General features: G+C 60.9%; 16 protein-coding genes and 1 pseudogene. 10 read left to right on the forward strand and 7 right to left on the reverse strand.

The features are described 5' to 3' along the window. Position 1 precedes the first annotated feature (1 nt). The 4 genes from ABIA48_RS02210 to ABIA48_RS02225 all read left to right on the forward strand — a co-directional run bounded on the left by ABIA48_RS02210 (position 2) and on the right by ABIA48_RS02225 (position 4,994). The gene (locus ABIA48_RS02210) at positions 2 to 1,060 is read left to right on the forward strand and encodes an alpha-ketoacid dehydrogenase subunit beta (protein ID WP_429486870.1); all 1,059 of its coding nucleotides are present in this window, start codon (positions 2 to 4) and stop codon (positions 1,058 to 1,060) included. Next, positions 1,061 to 2,332: a dihydrolipoamide acetyltransferase family protein gene (locus ABIA48_RS02215; protein ID WP_429486871.1), complete on the forward strand. Its 1,272-nt coding sequence runs from the start codon at positions 1,061 to 1,063 to the stop codon at positions 2,330 to 2,332. Between the two features lie 17 nt (positions 2,333 to 2,349). After that, entirely contained in the window at positions 2,350 to 3,732 is a 1,383-nt protein-coding gene (gene lpdA / locus ABIA48_RS02220; RefSeq protein WP_429486872.1) for a dihydrolipoyl dehydrogenase, read from the forward strand. Between the two features lie 242 nt (positions 3,733 to 3,974). Continuing rightward, positions 3,975 to 4,994: a branched-chain amino acid aminotransferase gene (locus tag ABIA48_RS02225; protein WP_429486873.1), complete on the forward strand. Its 1,020-nt coding sequence runs from the start codon at positions 3,975 to 3,977 to the stop codon at positions 4,992 to 4,994. A 266-nt stretch (positions 4,995 to 5,260) separates the two neighbouring features. Here ABIA48_RS02225 and ABIA48_RS02230 read toward each other — a convergent pair whose 3' ends face one another. Next, on the reverse strand, positions 5,261 to 6,034 hold the full coding sequence (locus ABIA48_RS02230; RefSeq protein ID WP_429486874.1) for an ArsR/SmtB family transcription factor: 774 nt from the start codon (positions 6,032 to 6,034) through the stop codon (positions 5,261 to 5,263). Positions 6,035 to 6,112: 78 nt separating this feature from the next. Here ABIA48_RS02230 and ABIA48_RS02235 point away from each other — a divergent pair, with 78 nt between their 5' ends. After that, positions 6,113 to 7,222 (forward strand): cytochrome P450, encoded by a 1,110-nt coding sequence (locus tag ABIA48_RS02235; RefSeq protein ID WP_429486875.1) that lies wholly within the window; start codon positions 6,113 to 6,115, stop codon positions 7,220 to 7,222. 25 nt (positions 7,223 to 7,247) lie between these two features. Here ABIA48_RS02235 and dmeF read toward each other — a convergent pair whose 3' ends face one another. From dmeF to ABIA48_RS02260, 5 genes and pseudogenes are all read right to left on the reverse strand, one after another. Beyond that, positions 7,248 to 8,174 (reverse strand): CDF family Co(II)/Ni(II) efflux transporter DmeF, encoded by a 927-nt coding sequence (dmeF, locus tag ABIA48_RS02240; RefSeq protein ID WP_429486876.1) that lies wholly within the window; start codon positions 8,172 to 8,174, stop codon positions 7,248 to 7,250. A 13-nt stretch (positions 8,175 to 8,187) separates the two neighbouring features. Continuing rightward, positions 8,188 to 8,463, reverse strand: a complete 276-nt coding sequence (locus ABIA48_RS02245; protein ID WP_429486877.1) for a metal/formaldehyde-sensitive transcriptional repressor — start codon at positions 8,461 to 8,463, stop codon at positions 8,188 to 8,190. A 136-nt stretch (positions 8,464 to 8,599) separates the two neighbouring features. Beyond that, positions 8,600 to 8,878, reverse strand: a pseudogene (locus ABIA48_RS02250) (MEKHLA domain-containing protein); the annotation flags it as partial. 262 nt (positions 8,879 to 9,140) lie between these two features. Then, positions 9,141 to 9,299, reverse strand: coding sequence for a hypothetical protein (locus tag ABIA48_RS02255; RefSeq protein ID WP_429486878.1), 159 nt, complete (start codon positions 9,297 to 9,299; stop codon positions 9,141 to 9,143). Between the two features lie 22 nt (positions 9,300 to 9,321). Then, a complete protein-coding gene (locus ABIA48_RS02260) occupies positions 9,322 to 9,660 on the reverse strand; it encodes an FKBP-type peptidyl-prolyl cis-trans isomerase (protein WP_429486879.1) in 339 nt (112 codons plus the stop codon). Between the two features lie 409 nt (positions 9,661 to 10,069). Between ABIA48_RS02260 and ABIA48_RS02265 the strand changes: the two genes are divergently transcribed. The 3 genes from ABIA48_RS02265 to ABIA48_RS02275 all read left to right on the forward strand — a co-directional run bounded on the left by ABIA48_RS02265 (position 10,070) and on the right by ABIA48_RS02275 (position 12,968). Continuing rightward, complete coding sequence (locus ABIA48_RS02265; protein WP_429486880.1) at positions 10,070 to 10,675, forward strand: DJ-1/PfpI family protein; 606 nt, start codon at positions 10,070 to 10,072, stop codon at positions 10,673 to 10,675. A gap of 185 nt (positions 10,676 to 10,860) precedes the next feature. Then, positions 10,861 to 12,165: an MFS transporter gene (locus tag ABIA48_RS02270; protein ID WP_429486881.1), complete on the forward strand. Its 1,305-nt coding sequence runs from the start codon at positions 10,861 to 10,863 to the stop codon at positions 12,163 to 12,165. Between the two features lie 26 nt (positions 12,166 to 12,191). Beyond that, complete coding sequence (locus ABIA48_RS02275; RefSeq protein ID WP_310059329.1) at positions 12,192 to 12,968, forward strand: substrate-binding domain-containing protein; 777 nt, start codon at positions 12,192 to 12,194, stop codon at positions 12,966 to 12,968. On the opposite strand, the gene ABIA48_RS02280 is transcribed toward ABIA48_RS02275, so the two are convergent. Next, positions 12,958 to 13,872, reverse strand: coding sequence for a LysR family transcriptional regulator (locus tag ABIA48_RS02280; protein ID WP_429486882.1), 915 nt, complete (start codon positions 13,870 to 13,872; stop codon positions 12,958 to 12,960). The two genes, ABIA48_RS02275 and ABIA48_RS02280, sit on opposite strands and share 11 nt — an antisense overlap. Before the next feature lie 159 nt (positions 13,873 to 14,031). Here ABIA48_RS02280 and ABIA48_RS02285 point away from each other — a divergent pair, with 159 nt between their 5' ends. Together ABIA48_RS02285 and ABIA48_RS02290 are read left to right on the forward strand one after the other, a co-directional pair. Further along, on the forward strand, positions 14,032 to 15,840 hold the full coding sequence (locus ABIA48_RS02285; protein ID WP_429486883.1) for a monovalent cation:proton antiporter-2 (CPA2) family protein: 1,809 nt from the start codon (positions 14,032 to 14,034) through the stop codon (positions 15,838 to 15,840). 143 nt (positions 15,841 to 15,983) lie between these two features. Further along, a complete protein-coding gene (locus ABIA48_RS02290; RefSeq protein ID WP_429486884.1) occupies positions 15,984 to 17,081 on the forward strand; it encodes a DNA alkylation repair protein in 1,098 nt (365 codons plus the stop codon). The last annotated feature ends 84 nt before the right edge of the window (positions 17,082 to 17,165 follow it).

The following is a 17,165-nucleotide window of genomic DNA, read 5'->3' on the forward strand; positions in this document are numbered from 1 at the left end:
CATGAACGATCACAACAACAATATCGAGCTGGAAACCGCCATGACCACGACCACCATGACCATGATCCAGGCCCTGCGCTCGGCCATGGATGTGATGCTTGAACGCGATGACAACGTCGTGGTGTTCGGCCAGGACGTCGGCTACTTCGGCGGTGTGTTCCGCTGCACCGAAGGCCTGCAAGCCAAGTACGGCACCTCGCGGGTGTTCGACGCGCCGATCTCTGAAAGCGGTATCGTCGGCACCGCCGTGGGCATGGGCGCCTACGGTTTGCGCCCGGTGGTGGAGATCCAGTTCGCCGACTACGTCTACCCGGCCTACGATCAGATCATTTCCGAAGCCGCGCGCCTGCGTTACCGCTCGGCCGGCGAGTTCACCGCGCCGATGACCCTGCGCATGCCCTGCGGTGGCGGCATCTACGGCGGCCAGACCCACAGCCAAAGCATCGAGGCACTCTTCACTCAGGTATGCGGCCTGCGCACGGTCATGCCGTCCAACCCGTACGACGCCAAAGGCTTGCTGATCGCCTCCATCGAAAACGATGACCCGGTGATCTTCCTGGAGCCGAAACGCTTGTACAACGGCCCTTTCGACGGCCACCACGAGCGCCCGGTAACCCCTTGGTCGAAACACCCCGCCGCACAGGTTCCGGACGGTTACTACACCGTACCGCTGGACGTTGCCGCGATCGCCCGTCCGGGCAGGGACGTCACCGTGCTGACCTACGGCACCACCGTCTACGTGTCGCAAGTCGCCGCTGAAGAAACCGGCATCGATGCCGAAGTCATCGACCTGCGCAGCCTGTGGCCACTGGACCTGGAAACCATCACCAAGTCGGTGAAAAAGACCGGCCGCTGCGTGATCGTGCACGAAGCGACCCGTACCTGCGGTTTCGGCGCCGAACTGACGGCGCTGGTGCAGGAGCACTGCTTCCACTACCTGGAAGCGCCGATCGAACGCGTCACCGGTTGGGATACCCCTTATCCGCACGCGCAAGAGTGGGCGTATTTCCCAGGCCCGTCCCGAGTGGGCGCGGCGTTGAAACGGGTCATGGAGGTCTGAATGGGCACGCACGTTATTAAAATGCCGGACATTGGCGAAGGCATTGCAGAAGTTGAATTGTCGGTATGGCACGTCAAGGTCGGCGACATGGTCGTCGAGGATCAGGTGCTGGCCGATGTCATGACAGATAAAGCGATGGTGGATATTCCGTCGCCGGTGCATGGCAAGGTGATCGCTCTTGGCGGTCAGCCGGGCGAAGTCATGGCGGTCGGCAGCGTGCTGATCAGCATCGAAGTCGAAGGCGCGGGCAACGTTAAGGAATCGGCGCAACCGGCTCCCGTCAAAGAAGCCCCGGTGGCCGCACCCAAAGTTGAAACCGTGGTTGAAAGCAAACCGGTCGCAGCTCCGCGCCCGGCCGCCGTGTGCCAGGGCCCGTTGGTGGCCCGCGAAGCCGATGAACGCCCACTGGCCTCCCCGGCCGTGCGCAAGCATGCGCTGGACCTCGGCATTCAATTGCGTCTGGTGCGTGGCAGCGGCCCGGCCGGCCGCGTACTGCATGAAGATCTCGAGGCCTATCTGGCCCAGGGTCAGGCGAATGCTTCGGCGCCAGTCGCAGCCGCTTACGCTCAGCGCACTGATGAACAGCAGATCCCGGTGATCGGCATGCGCCGCAAGATTGCCCAGCGCATGCAGGACGCAACCCAGCGCGCCGCCCACTTCAGCTATGTCGAAGAAATCGACGTCACGGCTGTGGAAGAGCTGCGCGCGCACCTCAACGAAAAACACGGTGCGACCCGCGGCAAGCTGACGTTGTTGCCATTCCTGGTCCGTGCGCTGGTTGTCGCCCTGCGTGACTTCCCGCAGATCAACGCCCGTTATGACGACGAGGCACAGGTCATCACCCGCCTCGGCGCCGTGCATGTCGGTATTGCCACGCAAGCCGATATTGGCCTGATGGTGCCGGTGGTACGTCACGCCGAAGCCCGCAGCCTGTGGGACAGCGCGGCGGAAATTTCCCGTTTGGCCACCGCTGCACGCAACGGCAAGGCCAGCCGCGATGAACTGTCCGGGTCAAGCATCACCCTGACCAGCCTCGGCGCCTTGGGCGGCATCGTCAGCACGCCGGTGCTGAACCTGCCGGAAGTGGCGATTGTCGGCGTCAACAAGATCGTCGAGCGGCCAATGGTGATCAAAGGCCAGATCGTGATCCGCAAGATGATGAACCTCTCTAGCTCCTTCGATCACCGGGTGGTCGACGGCATGGACGCGGCGCAATTCATCCAGGCCCTTCGCGGCCTGCTCGAACAACCCGCAACGCTGTTTGTGGACTGATCTTTAGTGGAGCTTCGATGCAAACTTTGAACACTACGCTGCTGATCATCGGCGGCGGCCCTGGCGGCTATGTGACGGCGATCCGTGCCGGCCAGTTGGGCATCCCGAGCATTCTGGTGGAAGGCCAATCGCTGGGCGGTACCTGCCTGAACATTGGCTGCATTCCGTCCAAGGCACTGATCCATGTCGCCGAGCAATTCCACCAGACGCAACACCACAATCAGCATTCGGCCCTGGGCATCAGCGTTTCGGCGCCAACCCTGGACATCGGCAAGAGCGTGGAATGGAAGGACGGTATCGTCGATCGCCTGACCACCGGCGTCGCGGCGCTGCTGAAAAAGAACAAGGTTCAGGTCGTTCAGGGCTGGGCCAAGGTCATCGACGGCAAAACCGTGGAAGTCGGCGATACGCGCATCCAGTGCGAACACCTGGTGCTGGCCACCGGCTCCAAGAGCGTGAACCTGCCGATGCTGCCGATTGGCGGGCCGATCATTTCGTCCACCGAAGCCCTGGCACCGACTTCGGTACCGAAGCGCTTGATCGTGGTCGGCGGTGGTTACATCGGCCTGGAACTGGGTATTGCCTATCGCAAGCTCGGTGCCGAGGTCAGCGTGGTGGAAGCGCAGGAACGCATCCTGCCGGCCTACGACGCCGAACTGACCCAGCCTGTGCACGACGAATTGAAGAAACTCGGCGTGAAGCTTTACTTGAAACACAGCGTGCAAGGATTTGATTCGCAACAAAACACCTTGCAAGTTCTGGATCCGAACGGCGCGATTCTTGACCTGGAAACCGATCAAGTGCTGGTGGCCGTCGGTCGCAAGCCGAACACCCAGGGCTGGAACCTCGAAGCGCTGAACCTGGACATGAACGGTTCGTCGATCAAGATCGACAACCGCTGCCAAACCAGCATGCGCAACGTGTATGCCATCGGCGACCTGAGCGGCGAACCGATGCTCGCGCACCGGGCCATGGCCCAGGGCGAGATGGTTGCCGAACTGATCAGCGGTAAAACCCGTGAGTTCAACCCGACCGCCATCGCCGCCGTGTGCTTCACCGACCCGGAATTGGTGGTGGTCGGCAAGACCCCGGACGAAGCCAAGACCGCAGGTCTGGACTGCATCGTGTCGAGCTTCCCGTTCGCCGCCAATGGCCGGGCCATGACACTGGAGTCGAAAAGCGGCTTCGTGCGCGTGGTCGCCCGTCGCGACAATCATGTGATTGTCGGCTGGCAGGCGGTGGGCGTCGGCGTGTCGGAATTGTCCACGGCGTTTGCGCAGAGCCTGGAAATGGGCGCACGGCTGGAGGACATCGGCGGCACCATCCATGCGCATCCGACGCTGGGTGAGGCCGTGCAGGAAGCAGCGTTGCGTGCGCTGGGGCATGCGTTGCATCTGTGAGTCGGGGCGATTAATGGTGGCTGTAATGGCCTCTTCGCGAGCACGCCCGCTCCCACAGGGGAATGCATTCCAAATGTGGGAGCGGGCTTGCTCGCGAATTCTCAAGGTCAATGCGAATTATCTGCCGATCACCCGATAGTCTGGGCTGCGATTTAGCCCAAGAATGAAGTATTGTTGTCCCCATCCAAAAAACGTCAGAAGCCTTGAACCGTTTCGGCGGTTGTTAAGTGATAGAGGGTGTCATGGGTAACGAAAGCATTAATTGGGACAAGCTGGGTTTTGACTACATCAAGACCGACAAGCGCTATCTGTCGTACTGGCGCAATGGCGAGTGGGACAAAGGCACCCTGACCGAAGATAACGTGCTGCACATCAGCGAAGGCTCCACTGCTCTTCACTATGGCCAGCAATGCTTCGAAGGCATGAAGGCCTATCGCTGCAAGGACGGCTCGATCAACCTGTTCCGTCCGGACCAGAACGCCCTGCGCATGCAGCGCAGTTGCGCCCGCCTGCTGATGCCGCAGGTGGAAACCGAGCAGTTCATCGAAGCCTGTAAAGAAGTGGTCCGCGCCAACGAGCGTTTCATTCCGCCGTATGGCACTGGCGGCGCGCTTTACCTGCGCCCGTTCGTGATCGGCGTGGGTGACAACATCGGCGTGCGTACCGCTCCCGAGTTCATTTTCTCGATCTTTTGCATCCCGGTTGGCGCCTACTTCAAGGGCGGCCTGACCCCGCACAATTTCCTGATCTCCAGCTACGACCGCGCCGCGCCACAAGGCACCGGTGCCGCCAAGGTCGGTGGCAACTACGCCGCCAGCCTGATGCCGGGCTCCCAGGCCAAGAAGGCGCATTTCGCCGACTGCATCTACCTGGACCCATTGACCCATACCAAGATCGAGGAAGTCGGTTCGGCCAACTTCTTCGGGATCACCCACGACAACAAGTTCGTGACCCCGAACTCGCCATCGGTACTGCCGGGCATCACCCGTCTGTCGCTGATCGAACTGGCCAGGTCCCGCCTGGGTCTGGACGTGGTCGAAGGCGACGTGTTCATCGACAAGCTCGCCGACTTCAAGGAAGCCGGTGCTTGCGGTACTGCGGCGGTGATCACGCCGATTGGCGGCATCAACTACAACGACCACCTGCACGTGTTCCACAGCGAAACCGAAGTCGGCCCGATCACCCAGAAGCTCTACAAAGAGCTGACCGGCGTGCAAACCGGCGACATCGAAGCGCCAGCAGGCTGGATCGTCAAAGTCTGACCTGACGCCAGATACACAAAAGCCCCCCATCGGTCACCCTATGGGGGGCTTTTTTGTCTGGAACTCACCCTTGATAACACCAGCCCCCCTGTGGGAGTGGGCTTGCCCGCGAAGGGGCCGTCAGATTCCACATCATCATTGCCTGACACACCGCTTTCGCGAGCAAGCCCGCTCCCACAGGGGTTTTCAGTGTGCAATACCAGTGTGGGAGCGGGCTTGCTCGCGAAGGCAGTATGTCAGTCACCACAGAAACAACCGGAAAAATACTATTGATCGTTAACGGATACACCCGGCGTGGTCGAAGCTGCCGCAATTAGTGATCTTTTGCCGTTGCCTTCAACCAGCAGCGGCAACTCAACCCCGAACCGCCCCGCCATCTCCTTACGCCCCAACGCCGTCAGCCCCAACGCACGACTGTCCAGATCCTGCGTCACCCACTTGCGCTTGAGCGCCGTTTGCAACAACGCCGCCCCTAGCGATCCACCCAAGTGCGGCCGACGCATGCTCCAGTCCAGGCACGGGCAGGCAAAACGGCGGCGCAAGGTGCTCAAGTCCTGCACCTCGATCCCAAGCCCTTGAAACATTGCCGAACCACTGTCGCTCAAGCGATAGGCCTGTTCATCGGTTTCCTCAAGCCAGCCCGCTTCGAGCATCCGGTCATGCAACAGCACGGCCAGGGTTCCCGCCATGTGGTCGTAGCAGGTGCGGGCAAATTGCAGGCGATCCGGGGTACGCGACTGGAAGCTCGGCGCGCTGTTCTGGCCGATCACCATCAGCGCTTCCAGGGCCTGGGCCACACGTTTGTCCGCCAGGCTGTAATAGCGGTGACGTCCCTGGACGTGCAGCCGAATCAGCGCCAGCTCCTTGAGTTTGGCCAGATGGGCACTGGCGGTCGACGCGCTGACTTCGGCCACGGCCGCCAGTTCGGTGCTGGTGCGAGCGTGACCGTCCATCAGTGAGCAAAGGATTTTCGTCCGTGCAGGCTCCGCGATGGCTGCCGCCACTTGCGAGACACCGATGTCGTGTTGTTCTGCGCTCATATTTCGCTCCCGGACGAATCAACGCTCTTTCGGACTGGAGATAGTAGCAACACTTTCCAACAACAAAAGGCTGTGCCCATGGACCCGATCATCGCTGCGACCCATGCCGATCCTTATCCCTACTACGCACAACTGCGCGCCGAGGGCGGGCTGGTTTTCCATCCCGGGCTGAACATGTGGGTGGCCAGCAACGCCCATGCGGTGGCCGCCGTGCTGGCGCATCCCGATTGCCACGTTCGCCCCGCGCAGGAGCCAGTCCCCAAGGCGATTGCCGATGGCATGGCCGGCCAGGTGTTCGGTCAACTGATGCGTATGAATGAAGGTGAGCGCCAGCGTTGTCCACGGTCGGCGATTGCGCCGGGGCTGGAGTTGATCGATAGGCGGGAAGTCGAGGCCCTGGTCAGCGCCCGATTGATGACCGCGGATGCCGCTGGCCTGTACAACGCCATGTTTCGTGGGCCGGTGTGCGTGGTGGCGGCGTTGTTGGGTTTCACCCCGGCTCAAGGCCGCGCCATCAGCGAGTTGACGGCAGATTTCGTGGCCTGCCTGTCGCCCCTGAGTCGTCCGGCGCAACTGACTGCGGCCCATGCCGCCGCCGAACAATTGAGCGGTTACTGTGTCGAGCTTCTGGCCGACTCGGACAACCACAGCCTTCTGCTTGCGGGCATCCGCCAGCGCTTCGCGTCCGGTGCGCCGCAAACCCTGATCGCCAACCTGATCGGCCTTTTCTCCCAGACCTTCGAGGCCACTGCCGGTCTGATCGGCAATGCCGTGCTGGCATTGATTCAACACCCGTCGCTGCACAGCGAATCAACCCCTATCGAAGACCTGCTGGCCGAAGTGCAGCGCTTCGACCCGCCGGTACAAAACACCCGCCGCTTCGTCGCCGCCCCTTGCGAGATTGACGGAGTGAGGCTGAATGCCGCAGACGTGATTCTGGTGCTGCTGGCCTCAGCCAATCGCGACCCGCAGCTCAACGACAACCCCGACACCTTCCTGCTCGACCGCCCGAACCGGCGCAGCTTCACCTTTGGTGCGGGGCGCCATCAATGTCCGGGGCGATTGCTGGCGTTGAGCATTGCTGGCGCGACGCTCAAGCAGCTCCTAGCAATGGAGCCGGCACTGGACCAGCTGAAACGGGAATACCGCCCCTCCGCGAATGGACGGATTCCACTGTTCAGTGATTGACCGAAGGTTCAGTCGTGAATGCCGCTCAAGCCGTGCGGTACTCGACGGTCAGGTGAGACAACTCATGAACCGGCGCCAGGCGTTCGCGAATGGTGTCGGCGCTGACATTGGCCGCCGCCACAACGCTGACAATCGCGGCCCGCGCCTGAGGGCCGACCTGCCAGACATGCAGATCGCTGATGCGCACATCGCCCGACGACTCGAGCAGTTCACGAATCTCGTCGGCGACGTGTGTATCCGTGACATCAAGCAACACGGCGGCGCTGTCACGCATCAATCCAACAGCCCATTTCGCGATCACGATGGCGCCGACGATGCCCATCACCGGATCCAGCCACACCCATCCCAGATAGCGCCCTGCCAGCAATGCGGCAATCGCCAGCACCGAAGTCAAGGCGTCGGCCAGCACATGGACATAGGCCGAGCGCAGGTTGTTGTCGTGATGGTGATGATGGCCGTGGTCATGGCTGTGATCATGACCATGATGACCGTGGTCGCCCGCCAGCAAAAAGGCACTGGCAATGTTCACCGCCAGCCCCACCACCGCAATCACTGTCGCTTCGGTGAATGCCACTGTAGTTGGCTGAAACAGGCGAAAAACCGATTCCCCGGCTATGCCGATCGCTACCAGCCCCAGCACCATGGCCGAGGCAAAACCGGCGAGATCCCCGACCTTGCCGGTGCCGAAGCTGTAACGCACGTTGTTGGCATTGCGCCGTGCGAATCCATAGGCCGCCGCAGCGATGCCCAAGGCCCCGGCATGGGTGGCCATGTGAAAACCATCGGCCAGCAGCGCCATGGAACCGGTGATGTAACCGGCGGCAATTTCGCCAATCATCATCACAAACGTCAGCGCCACTACCCATAAGGTGCGACGGGCGTTTTCATCATGGGAAGCGCCGAGAAATACATGGTCGTGAGAAAAACGCGAAGCCTGCGGTATCAGTGCCATGGGATTCGGGCCTCTATTTGGCATAACGACGGATGGCCAGCAACAAGTCTTCCACGCCCTGTGCGCGTTCTTCGTCGCTGAGATCTGGATGCGCCACATGCTCGCGGGCGTGGGCGTCGATGAACTGGTCCAGCAGGCCATTGACCGCGCCCCGGATGGCGGCCACCAGATGCAGGGTCTTGGCGCAATCGGCATCGGATTCAAGCGCTCGCTCGACGGCCTCCACCTGGCCGGCAATCCGCTTCACCCGTTTGATCAAGTCATCTTTGTGTTCGTGAATGTGCGACATACGTATACCCCCTACCCCTATATGACGCCTATGGTCGCCGATAGAGCGGAGGCAAGCAAGGCACAACCAGATGATTGGTTGGTTTGGCGTGAAATCGATTTTCGCCGACCAGTTGCCCGCTAAACGTTTGGGTGCATCACTCCAACTGCCCAACCCGCCCCACATCCGGCCAGAACAAAGCCGCCTGCCCCTGACGACCTCCCATCGAATCCACCAACGTCCACACCTTGCCTTCATGAATCATGAAGGCATTACCTTTCCGATCGACCCGATAGCCACTGTAATCGTGAGCAATGCCATTGGCCGAGACCCGCTCCAGCAGGGACTGGCGCAGGGCGCGGTCCAGTGGTGAGGCGCTGAAGCGCGAGGGCATGCCCAGAAATTCCGAGCGCGGGCACTTGAAGCAAGCCAGTGCCTAATGCCAGTCAGTTAAGCAATTTCAGCCGCGACACCCTTTGTAGCAGCTGCCGAGCCCGCGAGGCTGCGTTCGGCTGCGAAGCAGTCGTAAAATCAGTCATTGCGGTACGTCAGGCAGACCGCGTCAGCTGGACTCACGACTGCTACGCAGCCGAACGCAGCCTCGCGGGCTCGGCAGCTGCTACAGATCGCATTAGCGCTTAACTGATAGGCATTAGGCCAGTGCCTGTTCATTGGCGTAGAAGAACAGAGGATCGTCTTCAGTGCCGTGGGCCAGCAGACGGCGCGTGGGTGTGCAACCAGTGCAGGCGTTCAAGTCTGGTCAGCGATTCCGGGGCGGACAGGTGTTCGCCGGTCCAGTGCCGATAAGACTCGTCGATTAACCCAATCACCGCGTCGTATTCATCGATCAGCAACATGCGCTCTCCCAGGCATACGCGGTCAATCATCCCGCGTCAGCACTTCCAGCAATTCAATTTCGAAGATCAGGTTCGAATTCGGCATGATCTTGCCCATGGTGCGTTCGCCATAAGCCAGATGCGCCGGCACCAGCAACTTGCGCTTGCCACCGACCCGCATGCCCATGATCCCCTGGTCCCAGCCCTTGATGACCCGCCCGGTGCCGATCACGCACTGAAAGGGTTTGCCACGGCTGTAGGAAGAATCGAATTCGCTCCCGTCCTCCAGCCAGCCACGGTACTGGGTGGTGATCAGCGCGCCTTTTACGGCGGCTTTTCCGTCACCCAGTTGAAGATCGATTACCTGAAGCTCGTCATTCATTGATTTCACTCGTATGCTCACCCGCCCTCAAGGGCCTGTCGGGCGCCGTTTTCCCAGATTTGCCCTCGATTGGCAACCATTGCCGCCTCCGCACACGGCATTCGAAGCTGTTTGCTGAACTAAAATAATCAACAATTAACCGTACGGTTCACCGCCCTGATGGCCATCCCCGAATGATCTTGCTCTGGACCAGTGTCATCCTTGGTTCAACAACGCTCACCCTGATCGTCGCGCTGGTCTGTCCCGACGAAACGATCCGCTGGCTGCGGGAAACCGGTGCGGGCACACAGCGAATAGCGCTTCGTGCCGGGCCGTGATACATGACTGTTATCATAAGAATGTTTCGAACTGTACCGGCAACACCGGGTTGCACCCGAGTAGGCTGCTCAAAAACCTATCGGAATTCGCCATGCACATCGCCATTCTGACCTTTGACGGTTTCAACGAACTGGACTCGCTGATCGCCTACGGCATGCTCAGCCGGGTTTCACTACTCGGGGACAAGGATTGGCGCGTAAGCATCGCGTCGCCGACGCCGCGGGTCACGTCGATGAATGGCTTGACCATCGACGCGCACATCGATCTCGCCGAGGCCTGTCAGGCGGATGCGGTGCTGGTGGGCAGTGGTCGCAAGACCCGGGAAGTGGCCGCAACCCCCGGGATCATGGCGCAACTGCAATTCGATCCAGCACGCCAACTGCTGGCGGCCCAGTGTTCCGGCACTTTCCTGCTGGCCAGACTCGGCCTGCTCGGGGATGCCCCCGCCTGCACCGATGCCATCAGCAAACCCTGGGTGCTGGAAGCCGGGGTCAATGTCGTCAATCAGGCGTTCCATGCCAACGGCAACATTGCCACCGCGGGTGGCTGCCTGGCGTCGCCGTATCTCGCGGCCTGGATCCTGGCCCGGTTGAAAGGCCGTGAAACCGCCCGGGAAGTGCTGAACAATTTTGCCCCGGTGGGTGAGAAGGATGAGTATGTGACCCGGGGGATGGCACATATCGAGGCGTTTATCTGATCGTTCAGCCATCCAGCCTGACGCAGGTACAGCCCTCTCCCTGGATGCATTGATCCACTTTGCACATCAATGCATGCCAACAATGCAATTAACATATCGATGCCCCTGCTCCACTATCCACCCCAATAAGAACCGTGCGCCGCGTCCTGTCGGCGCACGTCATAAAAGCGGTGGAGTACACGTCAATGACAGCATCAATCCAACGGCCCGCGACTGCCGGTCGCTCCCGGGCCAGTGCGATTTTCCGGGTCACCTCGGGCAACTTCCTCGAGCAGTTCGACTTCTTCCTTTTTGGCTTCTATGCCACGCAGATCGCTGCCGTGTTCTTTCCGGCAAGCAGCGAATTCGCCTCGCTGATGATGACCTTCGCGGTGTTCGGCGCAGGCTTTCTGATGCGTCCGTTGGGCGCGGTGGTGCTGGGTGCCTACATCGATGATGTGGGCCGACGCAAAGGGTTGATCGTGACCCTGTCGATCATGGCCAGCGGCACGATCCTGATTGTGCTGGTACCCGGTTACGAAACCATCGGTTTGTTCGCCCCGGCCCTGGTGCTGATCGGGCGGCTGCTGCAGGGCTTTTCCGCCGGTGCGGAACTGGGTGGCGTGTCGGTGTATCTCGCCGAAATCGCCACACCCGGCCACAAGGGCTTTTTCACCAGTTGGCAGTCAGGCAGCCAGCAAGTGGCGATCATCGTCGCCGCCGCGCTGGGTTACGCCTTGAACCAGTGGATGGCACCGAGTGCGATTGCCGAGTGGGGCTGGCGGATTCCGTTCTTCGTCGGCTGCATGATCGTGCCATTCATCTTTCTGCTGCGCCGCAACCTGGAAGAAACCGAAGAGTTCGCCACCCGTAAACACCGCCCGAACATGGGTGAGGTGTTCCGCACCCTGGGGCAAAACTGGCTGATCGTGTTCGCGGGCATGATGATGGTCGCCCTGACCACCACCGCGTTCTACCTGATCACGGTGTACGCGCCGACCTTCGGTAAAACCGTGTTGCACCTGAGCACGTCCGATGCGCTGCTGGTGACATTGCTGGTCGGCGTCTCGAATTTCATCTGGCTGCCGATTGGCGGCGCACTTTCGGACCGTATCGGTCGACGCCCGGTGTTGATCGCCATGGCCTTGCTGGCCATCGCCACCACCTACCCGATGCTGACCTTTCTGGTCAATGCGCCGAGCTTCATCCATATGCTGCTGGTGCTGTTGTGGCTGTCGTTCATTTATGGCCTGTACAACGGCGCGATGATCCCGGCGCTGACGGAAATCATGCCAGTGGAGGTTCGGGTGGCCGGTTTCTCCCTCGCTTATAGCCTGGCCACGGCCGTGTTCGGTGGGTTCACCCCGGCGATGTCGACCTTGCTGATCCAGTACACCGGCGACAAGGCTGCACCCGGTTACTGGATGAGTTTCGCAGCACTGTGCGCGCTGTGCGCGACGCTCTTGCTCTATCGCCGAGCCTCGAATCATCTGCAGCCGGTGGCATCGTGAACCAGCCTTTTATCGAGAACATGACCATGAAAAAACAGTTTGGTTTTGCCGCCCTCACGCTGGTGGCCACCCTGGTTTTGAGCGGCATTGCCCAAGCGGAAGAGATCCGCGTGATGACCTCCGGCGGCTTCACTGCGGCCTACAAGATCCTCGGCCCGAAGTTCACCGCCGCCACCGGTAACACCCTCGACACCGCACTGGGTCCATCCATGGGCAAGGCGCCAGAGGCGATTCCCAATCGCCTGGCTCGTGGTGAGCAAGCCGACGTGGTGATCATGGTCGGCTACGCGCTGGACGATCTGATCAAACAGGGCAAAGTCGATCCGGCTTCAAGAGTTGAACTGGCGGATTCACGCATTGGTCTGGTGGTGCGCGAAGGTACGCCGAAGCCGGATATCAGCAATGTCGAGGGCCTGAAAAAGACCCTGCTCGACGCGAAATCGGTGGCCTACTCAGACAGCGCCAGCGGCGTGTACATCGAGCAGCAGCTGTACAAACGCCTGGGGATCGAAGACCAGCTCAAGCGCAAATCGACGATGGTGCCGAAAGTCCCGGTGGGCTCGGTGGTTGCCACTGGCGATTATCAACTGGGCTTCCAGCAAGTCAGCGAATTGTTGCCAGTGCCGGGGGTGAGCTTCGTGGCGAAGATTCCGGAGTCAGTGCAATCGGTGACCCGGTTTGCCGCCGGCATCCCGGTAGGTGCCCAGCACCCGGCCGAAGCCAAAGCCTTGCTGGAATATATGGCCTCGGCCCAGGCTCAACCGGACGTGAAAGCGACCGGACTGGACTCGGTCAGTCGCTGACTGACGGCTGCAGGACTTTCATCTCCACCACCAGCCGTTCCAGCTCCAGTGCCGCCGGGGTCAGGGTTCGACCCCGGCGCTTGATCAGACCGACGCTGCGCATTACCTGCGGATGGGTCAATGGCACCCGCGTCAGGATCGGATGATCCGCTGCCGGCATCGCCATCAGCGGCACTGCCGCTACGCCCAACCCAGCCTCCACCAGTCCGATCATGGTGGTTACGTGCCGGGTTTCGCAGATGCTCGGCCGCTGCGGCACCACGCCGGTCAACGCCTGGTCCAGCAGAAAACGGTTGCCCGAGGTTTTATCCAGCGAGATGTAATCCTGCTGATAGAACTCGTCCCAGGTGACACTGCTTCGCCCCGCCAGCGGATGATCGCGTCGGCACGCTACGACATACCCCTCTTGCACCAAGGGCTCGAAATCCACTTCGGCTTCCAGCGTGCCCATGAAGCTCAGGCCAAAATCCGCTTCACCGTTGACCACCGCGCTCAACACCTCATGGGCGCTGGAGTCCAGCACCTTGACCTTGATCCGCGGAAACTGGCGGTGATAGTGCGCGATCACCCGTGGCATGAAGTAGTAAGCCGCCGAGGGTACACAGGCGACCGTGACGTGGCCGAGCCGGGTCGAAGCGACTTCGCTGATGCCCAGCAATGCCACGTCCAGATCGTCCAGCAGGCGCTCGACGCTGGGCATGAAACCGCGGCCGGCCTGGGTCAGGCTGACCTTGCGCGTAGTGCGTTCGAACAGCCGCACACCAAGGGCGTCTTCGAGTTTTTCGATGCGCCGGCTCAAGGCGGGCTGGGAAATACGCACCGTATCGGCGGCCTTGCGAAAGCTGCCCTGCTCGACCACGGCACGGAAGGCTTGCAGGTCATTGAGGTCGAAGTTGATCGCCATGGGGATTACTCGAGAGGGACCGTTGGATTGATCAGCAAACGCTATGAATGTAACTAATTAATGCAAATTGTAACATCTAAGCCCGAGCGTTTTGCTGACGCCGAAGGGCCCAGCCTTTATCCTTGTCACCCCCGCAGTACCGAGTTCTGGAGTTTTCCCATGCCCCATGAAGGCAACCTGCTACAAGCCGCTGTCGTGTTTCTGATGGCGGCCGTGCTCATCGTTCCATTGGCCAAGCGCCTGCAACTGGGGGCGGTTCTGGGCTACCTGTTTGCCGGGGTGATCATCGGCCCGTCGGTGCTGGGCCTGATCGGCAACCCGCAAAGTGTCGCGAACATTTCCGAACTCGGCGTGGTGTTGCTGCTGTTCATCATTGGCCTGGAACTGTCGCCGCGACGCTTGTGGGTGATGCGCAAATCAGTGTTCGGCGTGGGCCTGGCGCAAGTGTTGCTGACCGGCACGGTGATTGGTGTGGTGGCGTTGTGGCTGTTTGGCCAGCCGTTGAACACCGCGATCGTCCTCGGCCTGGGCCTGGCGCTGTCGTCCACGGCATTCGGCCTGCAAAGTCTGGCTGAACGCAAGGAACTGACCAGCCCCCACGGGCGGCTGGCGTTCGCGATTCTGTTGTTTCAGGACATCGCCGCGATCCCCTTGATCGCCATGGTGCCGCTGCTTGCCGGTGGCGATCACAGCACCACCGCCAGCGAAGACCTGAACTACGGCCTGCAGGTGTTGTTCAGCATTGCAGTGGTGGTGATCGGCGGGCGTTATCTGCTGCGGCCGGTGTTTCGCGTGGTGACCAAAACCGGCTTGCCAGAGGTCTCCACCGCCACGGCGTTGCTGGTGGTGATCGGCACAGCATGGCTGATGGAGCTGGCCGGTATTTCCATGGCCCTGGGTGCCTTCCTCGCCGGCCTGCTGCTGGCGGATTCCGAGTATCGCCATGAACTGGAAGCTCAGATCGAACCGTTCAAGGGCCTGTTGCTCGGGCTGTTTTTCATCAGCGTCGGCATGGGCGCGAACCTGAGCCTGTTGCTGAGCATGCCGGTCGCGGTGCTGGGCCTGACCCTGTTGCTGATCGCGATCAAACTGCCACTGCTGTTCATTGTCGGTCGATTGGGTGGGGGCTTGAACAAGGTCAGTGCGATCCGCCTGGGTATCGTGTTGGCGGCCGGTGGTGAATTTGCCTTTGTGGTGTTCAAGATCGGTCGCGATCACGGGCTGTTCGCGGCAGAACTGTATGACTTGCTGGTGCTGACCATCACCCTGTCCATGGCCGTGACGCCGCTGTTGCTGCTGCTTTGCGCACGGTTGGTCAGCCCGAAAGTGCAACCGGTGGAAGTGCCGGAGAAGTTCCGCGAAATCGATGCCGACGCGCCTCGAGTGGTGATCGCCGGCATGGGCCGCATGGGTCAGATCGTTGCGCGGATTTTGCGCGCGCAGAACATCAAGTTCGTGGCGCTAGACACATCGGTGGAAACCATCGAGCTGTCCCGCAGTTTTGGTGGCGTGCCGGTGTTCTATGGCGACCCGATGCGCCCGGAAATCCTCAGCGCGGCCAAAGTCGGGGACGCCGAATATTTCGTGATCGCCACCGACGACCCGGACACCAACATCAAGACCGCCGAGTTGGTGCACAAGCTCTATCCGCATATGAAAATCATCGCCCGCGCCCGTAACCGTCAGCATGTGCACCGCCTGATGGACCTCGGCGCTCATGCCGTGCGCGAAACTTTTCATTCGAGCCTGGAAATGAGCCGGCAAACCCTGATCGGGTTGGGATTGACCCATGCCCAGGCGGATGCGCGGATCAAACGCTTCAAGCAGCACGACGAAGAGGTGCTTGAAGCCCAGCATTCGGTATATGACGACGCGGTGAAGGTGATGCAGACGGCGCAGGAAGCGCGGGTTGAACTGGCGAAGTTGTTTGAGTCGGATCAATTGCAGGAGCAAGCGGGCAAGCATTGAGGTGACTGGAATGGCCTCTTCGCGAGCAAGCCCGCTCCCACATTGGATCTTTGTCGCGCACAAGCTCTTCTGTGGGAGCGGGCTTGCTCGCGAAGAACGATAACGCGGTGTGATGGATCAACAACAATTGCCAAGGAGCCACCATGGCTGACCAACCTGCCCCAGCCCTGAAGGAAATCTTCAACACCGAGCGCCTCCAGCACATCGCGGGCGAAATGACCGCGGTCTATCCGCCGTTCGAGGCCGAGCGCTTCCTGAAACTGGCCCAATCCGGCCTCGCGGATCTCAGCGTCATGCAGCGCATGGCCCGGGTCAGCGAGTGCCTGCACGCCGTGCTGCCCCTGGACTATGAGGCGTCGCTGCAGGTGCTGCGCGCCCTCGCCCCGCGCCTGAACAGCGGCTTCGTCAGCATGTGCCTGCCGCATTACGTCGCCAGTTATGGCGCCCATGCGTTCGATGTCTCGATGGACGCCTTGAAGTACTTCACTGCCTTCGGTTCCTCGGAGTTCGCGATCCGCCATTTCCTGCGCCGCGAGCTCGATCGCTCGTTGAAGTTGATGCATGCCTGGTCCCTGGATGACGACGAACACGTGCGGCGCCTCGCCAGCGAAGGTTGCCGACCACGCCTGCCCTGGTCGTTTCGCCTGGAGCCGGTGCAGGCTGATCCGCGTCTGGCCGCTGGTATCCTCGACAACCTCAAGGCAGACAGCAGCCTGTACGTGCGCAAGTCCGTGGCCAACCACCTCAACGACATCACCAAGGATCATCCCGAATGGGTGCTGGACCTGATCGAAGGCTGGTCGCTGGACAACAAGCACACCGCATGGATCGCCAGGCACGCGCTACGCAGCCTGATCAAACAGGGCAACCAGCGGGCACTGGCGATCATCGGCGCGGGCGGCAAGCCTGAAGTCGAGATCGTCGGGGTGAAAGTCGAACCGCCAGTGATTGGCCTGGGAGAAAAAATCACCCTGTCGTTTGCCGTCAAATCCACGATAGAAAGCAGCCAGCGCCTGGTGATCGACTACGCCATCGATTACGTCAAGGCCAACGGCAGCACATCGGCGAAGGTGTTCAAACTCAAGGCGCTGACGCTGCCCGGCAACGCCATCGAAGTCGTCAGCCGTGGTCAGCAGATCAAGGAGCTCACCACCCGCCGGCATTATGCGGGGCGCCATGCCGTGCACATCATGGTCAATGGCGAACGGTTGGCCAGCACGGCGTTCGAGATTCTTGCTTAAACCTCAAGATGGATATTGGATGTACCGCCGCCTTCGCGAGCAAGCCCGCTCCCACAGGAAGCCGCGTTCCGATGTGGGAGCGGG

It is taken from the genome of Pseudomonas sp. S30_BP2TU TE3576 (assembly GCF_050436025.1).
Classification (GTDB): Bacteria; Pseudomonadota; Gammaproteobacteria; order Pseudomonadales; family Pseudomonadaceae; genus Aquipseudomonas.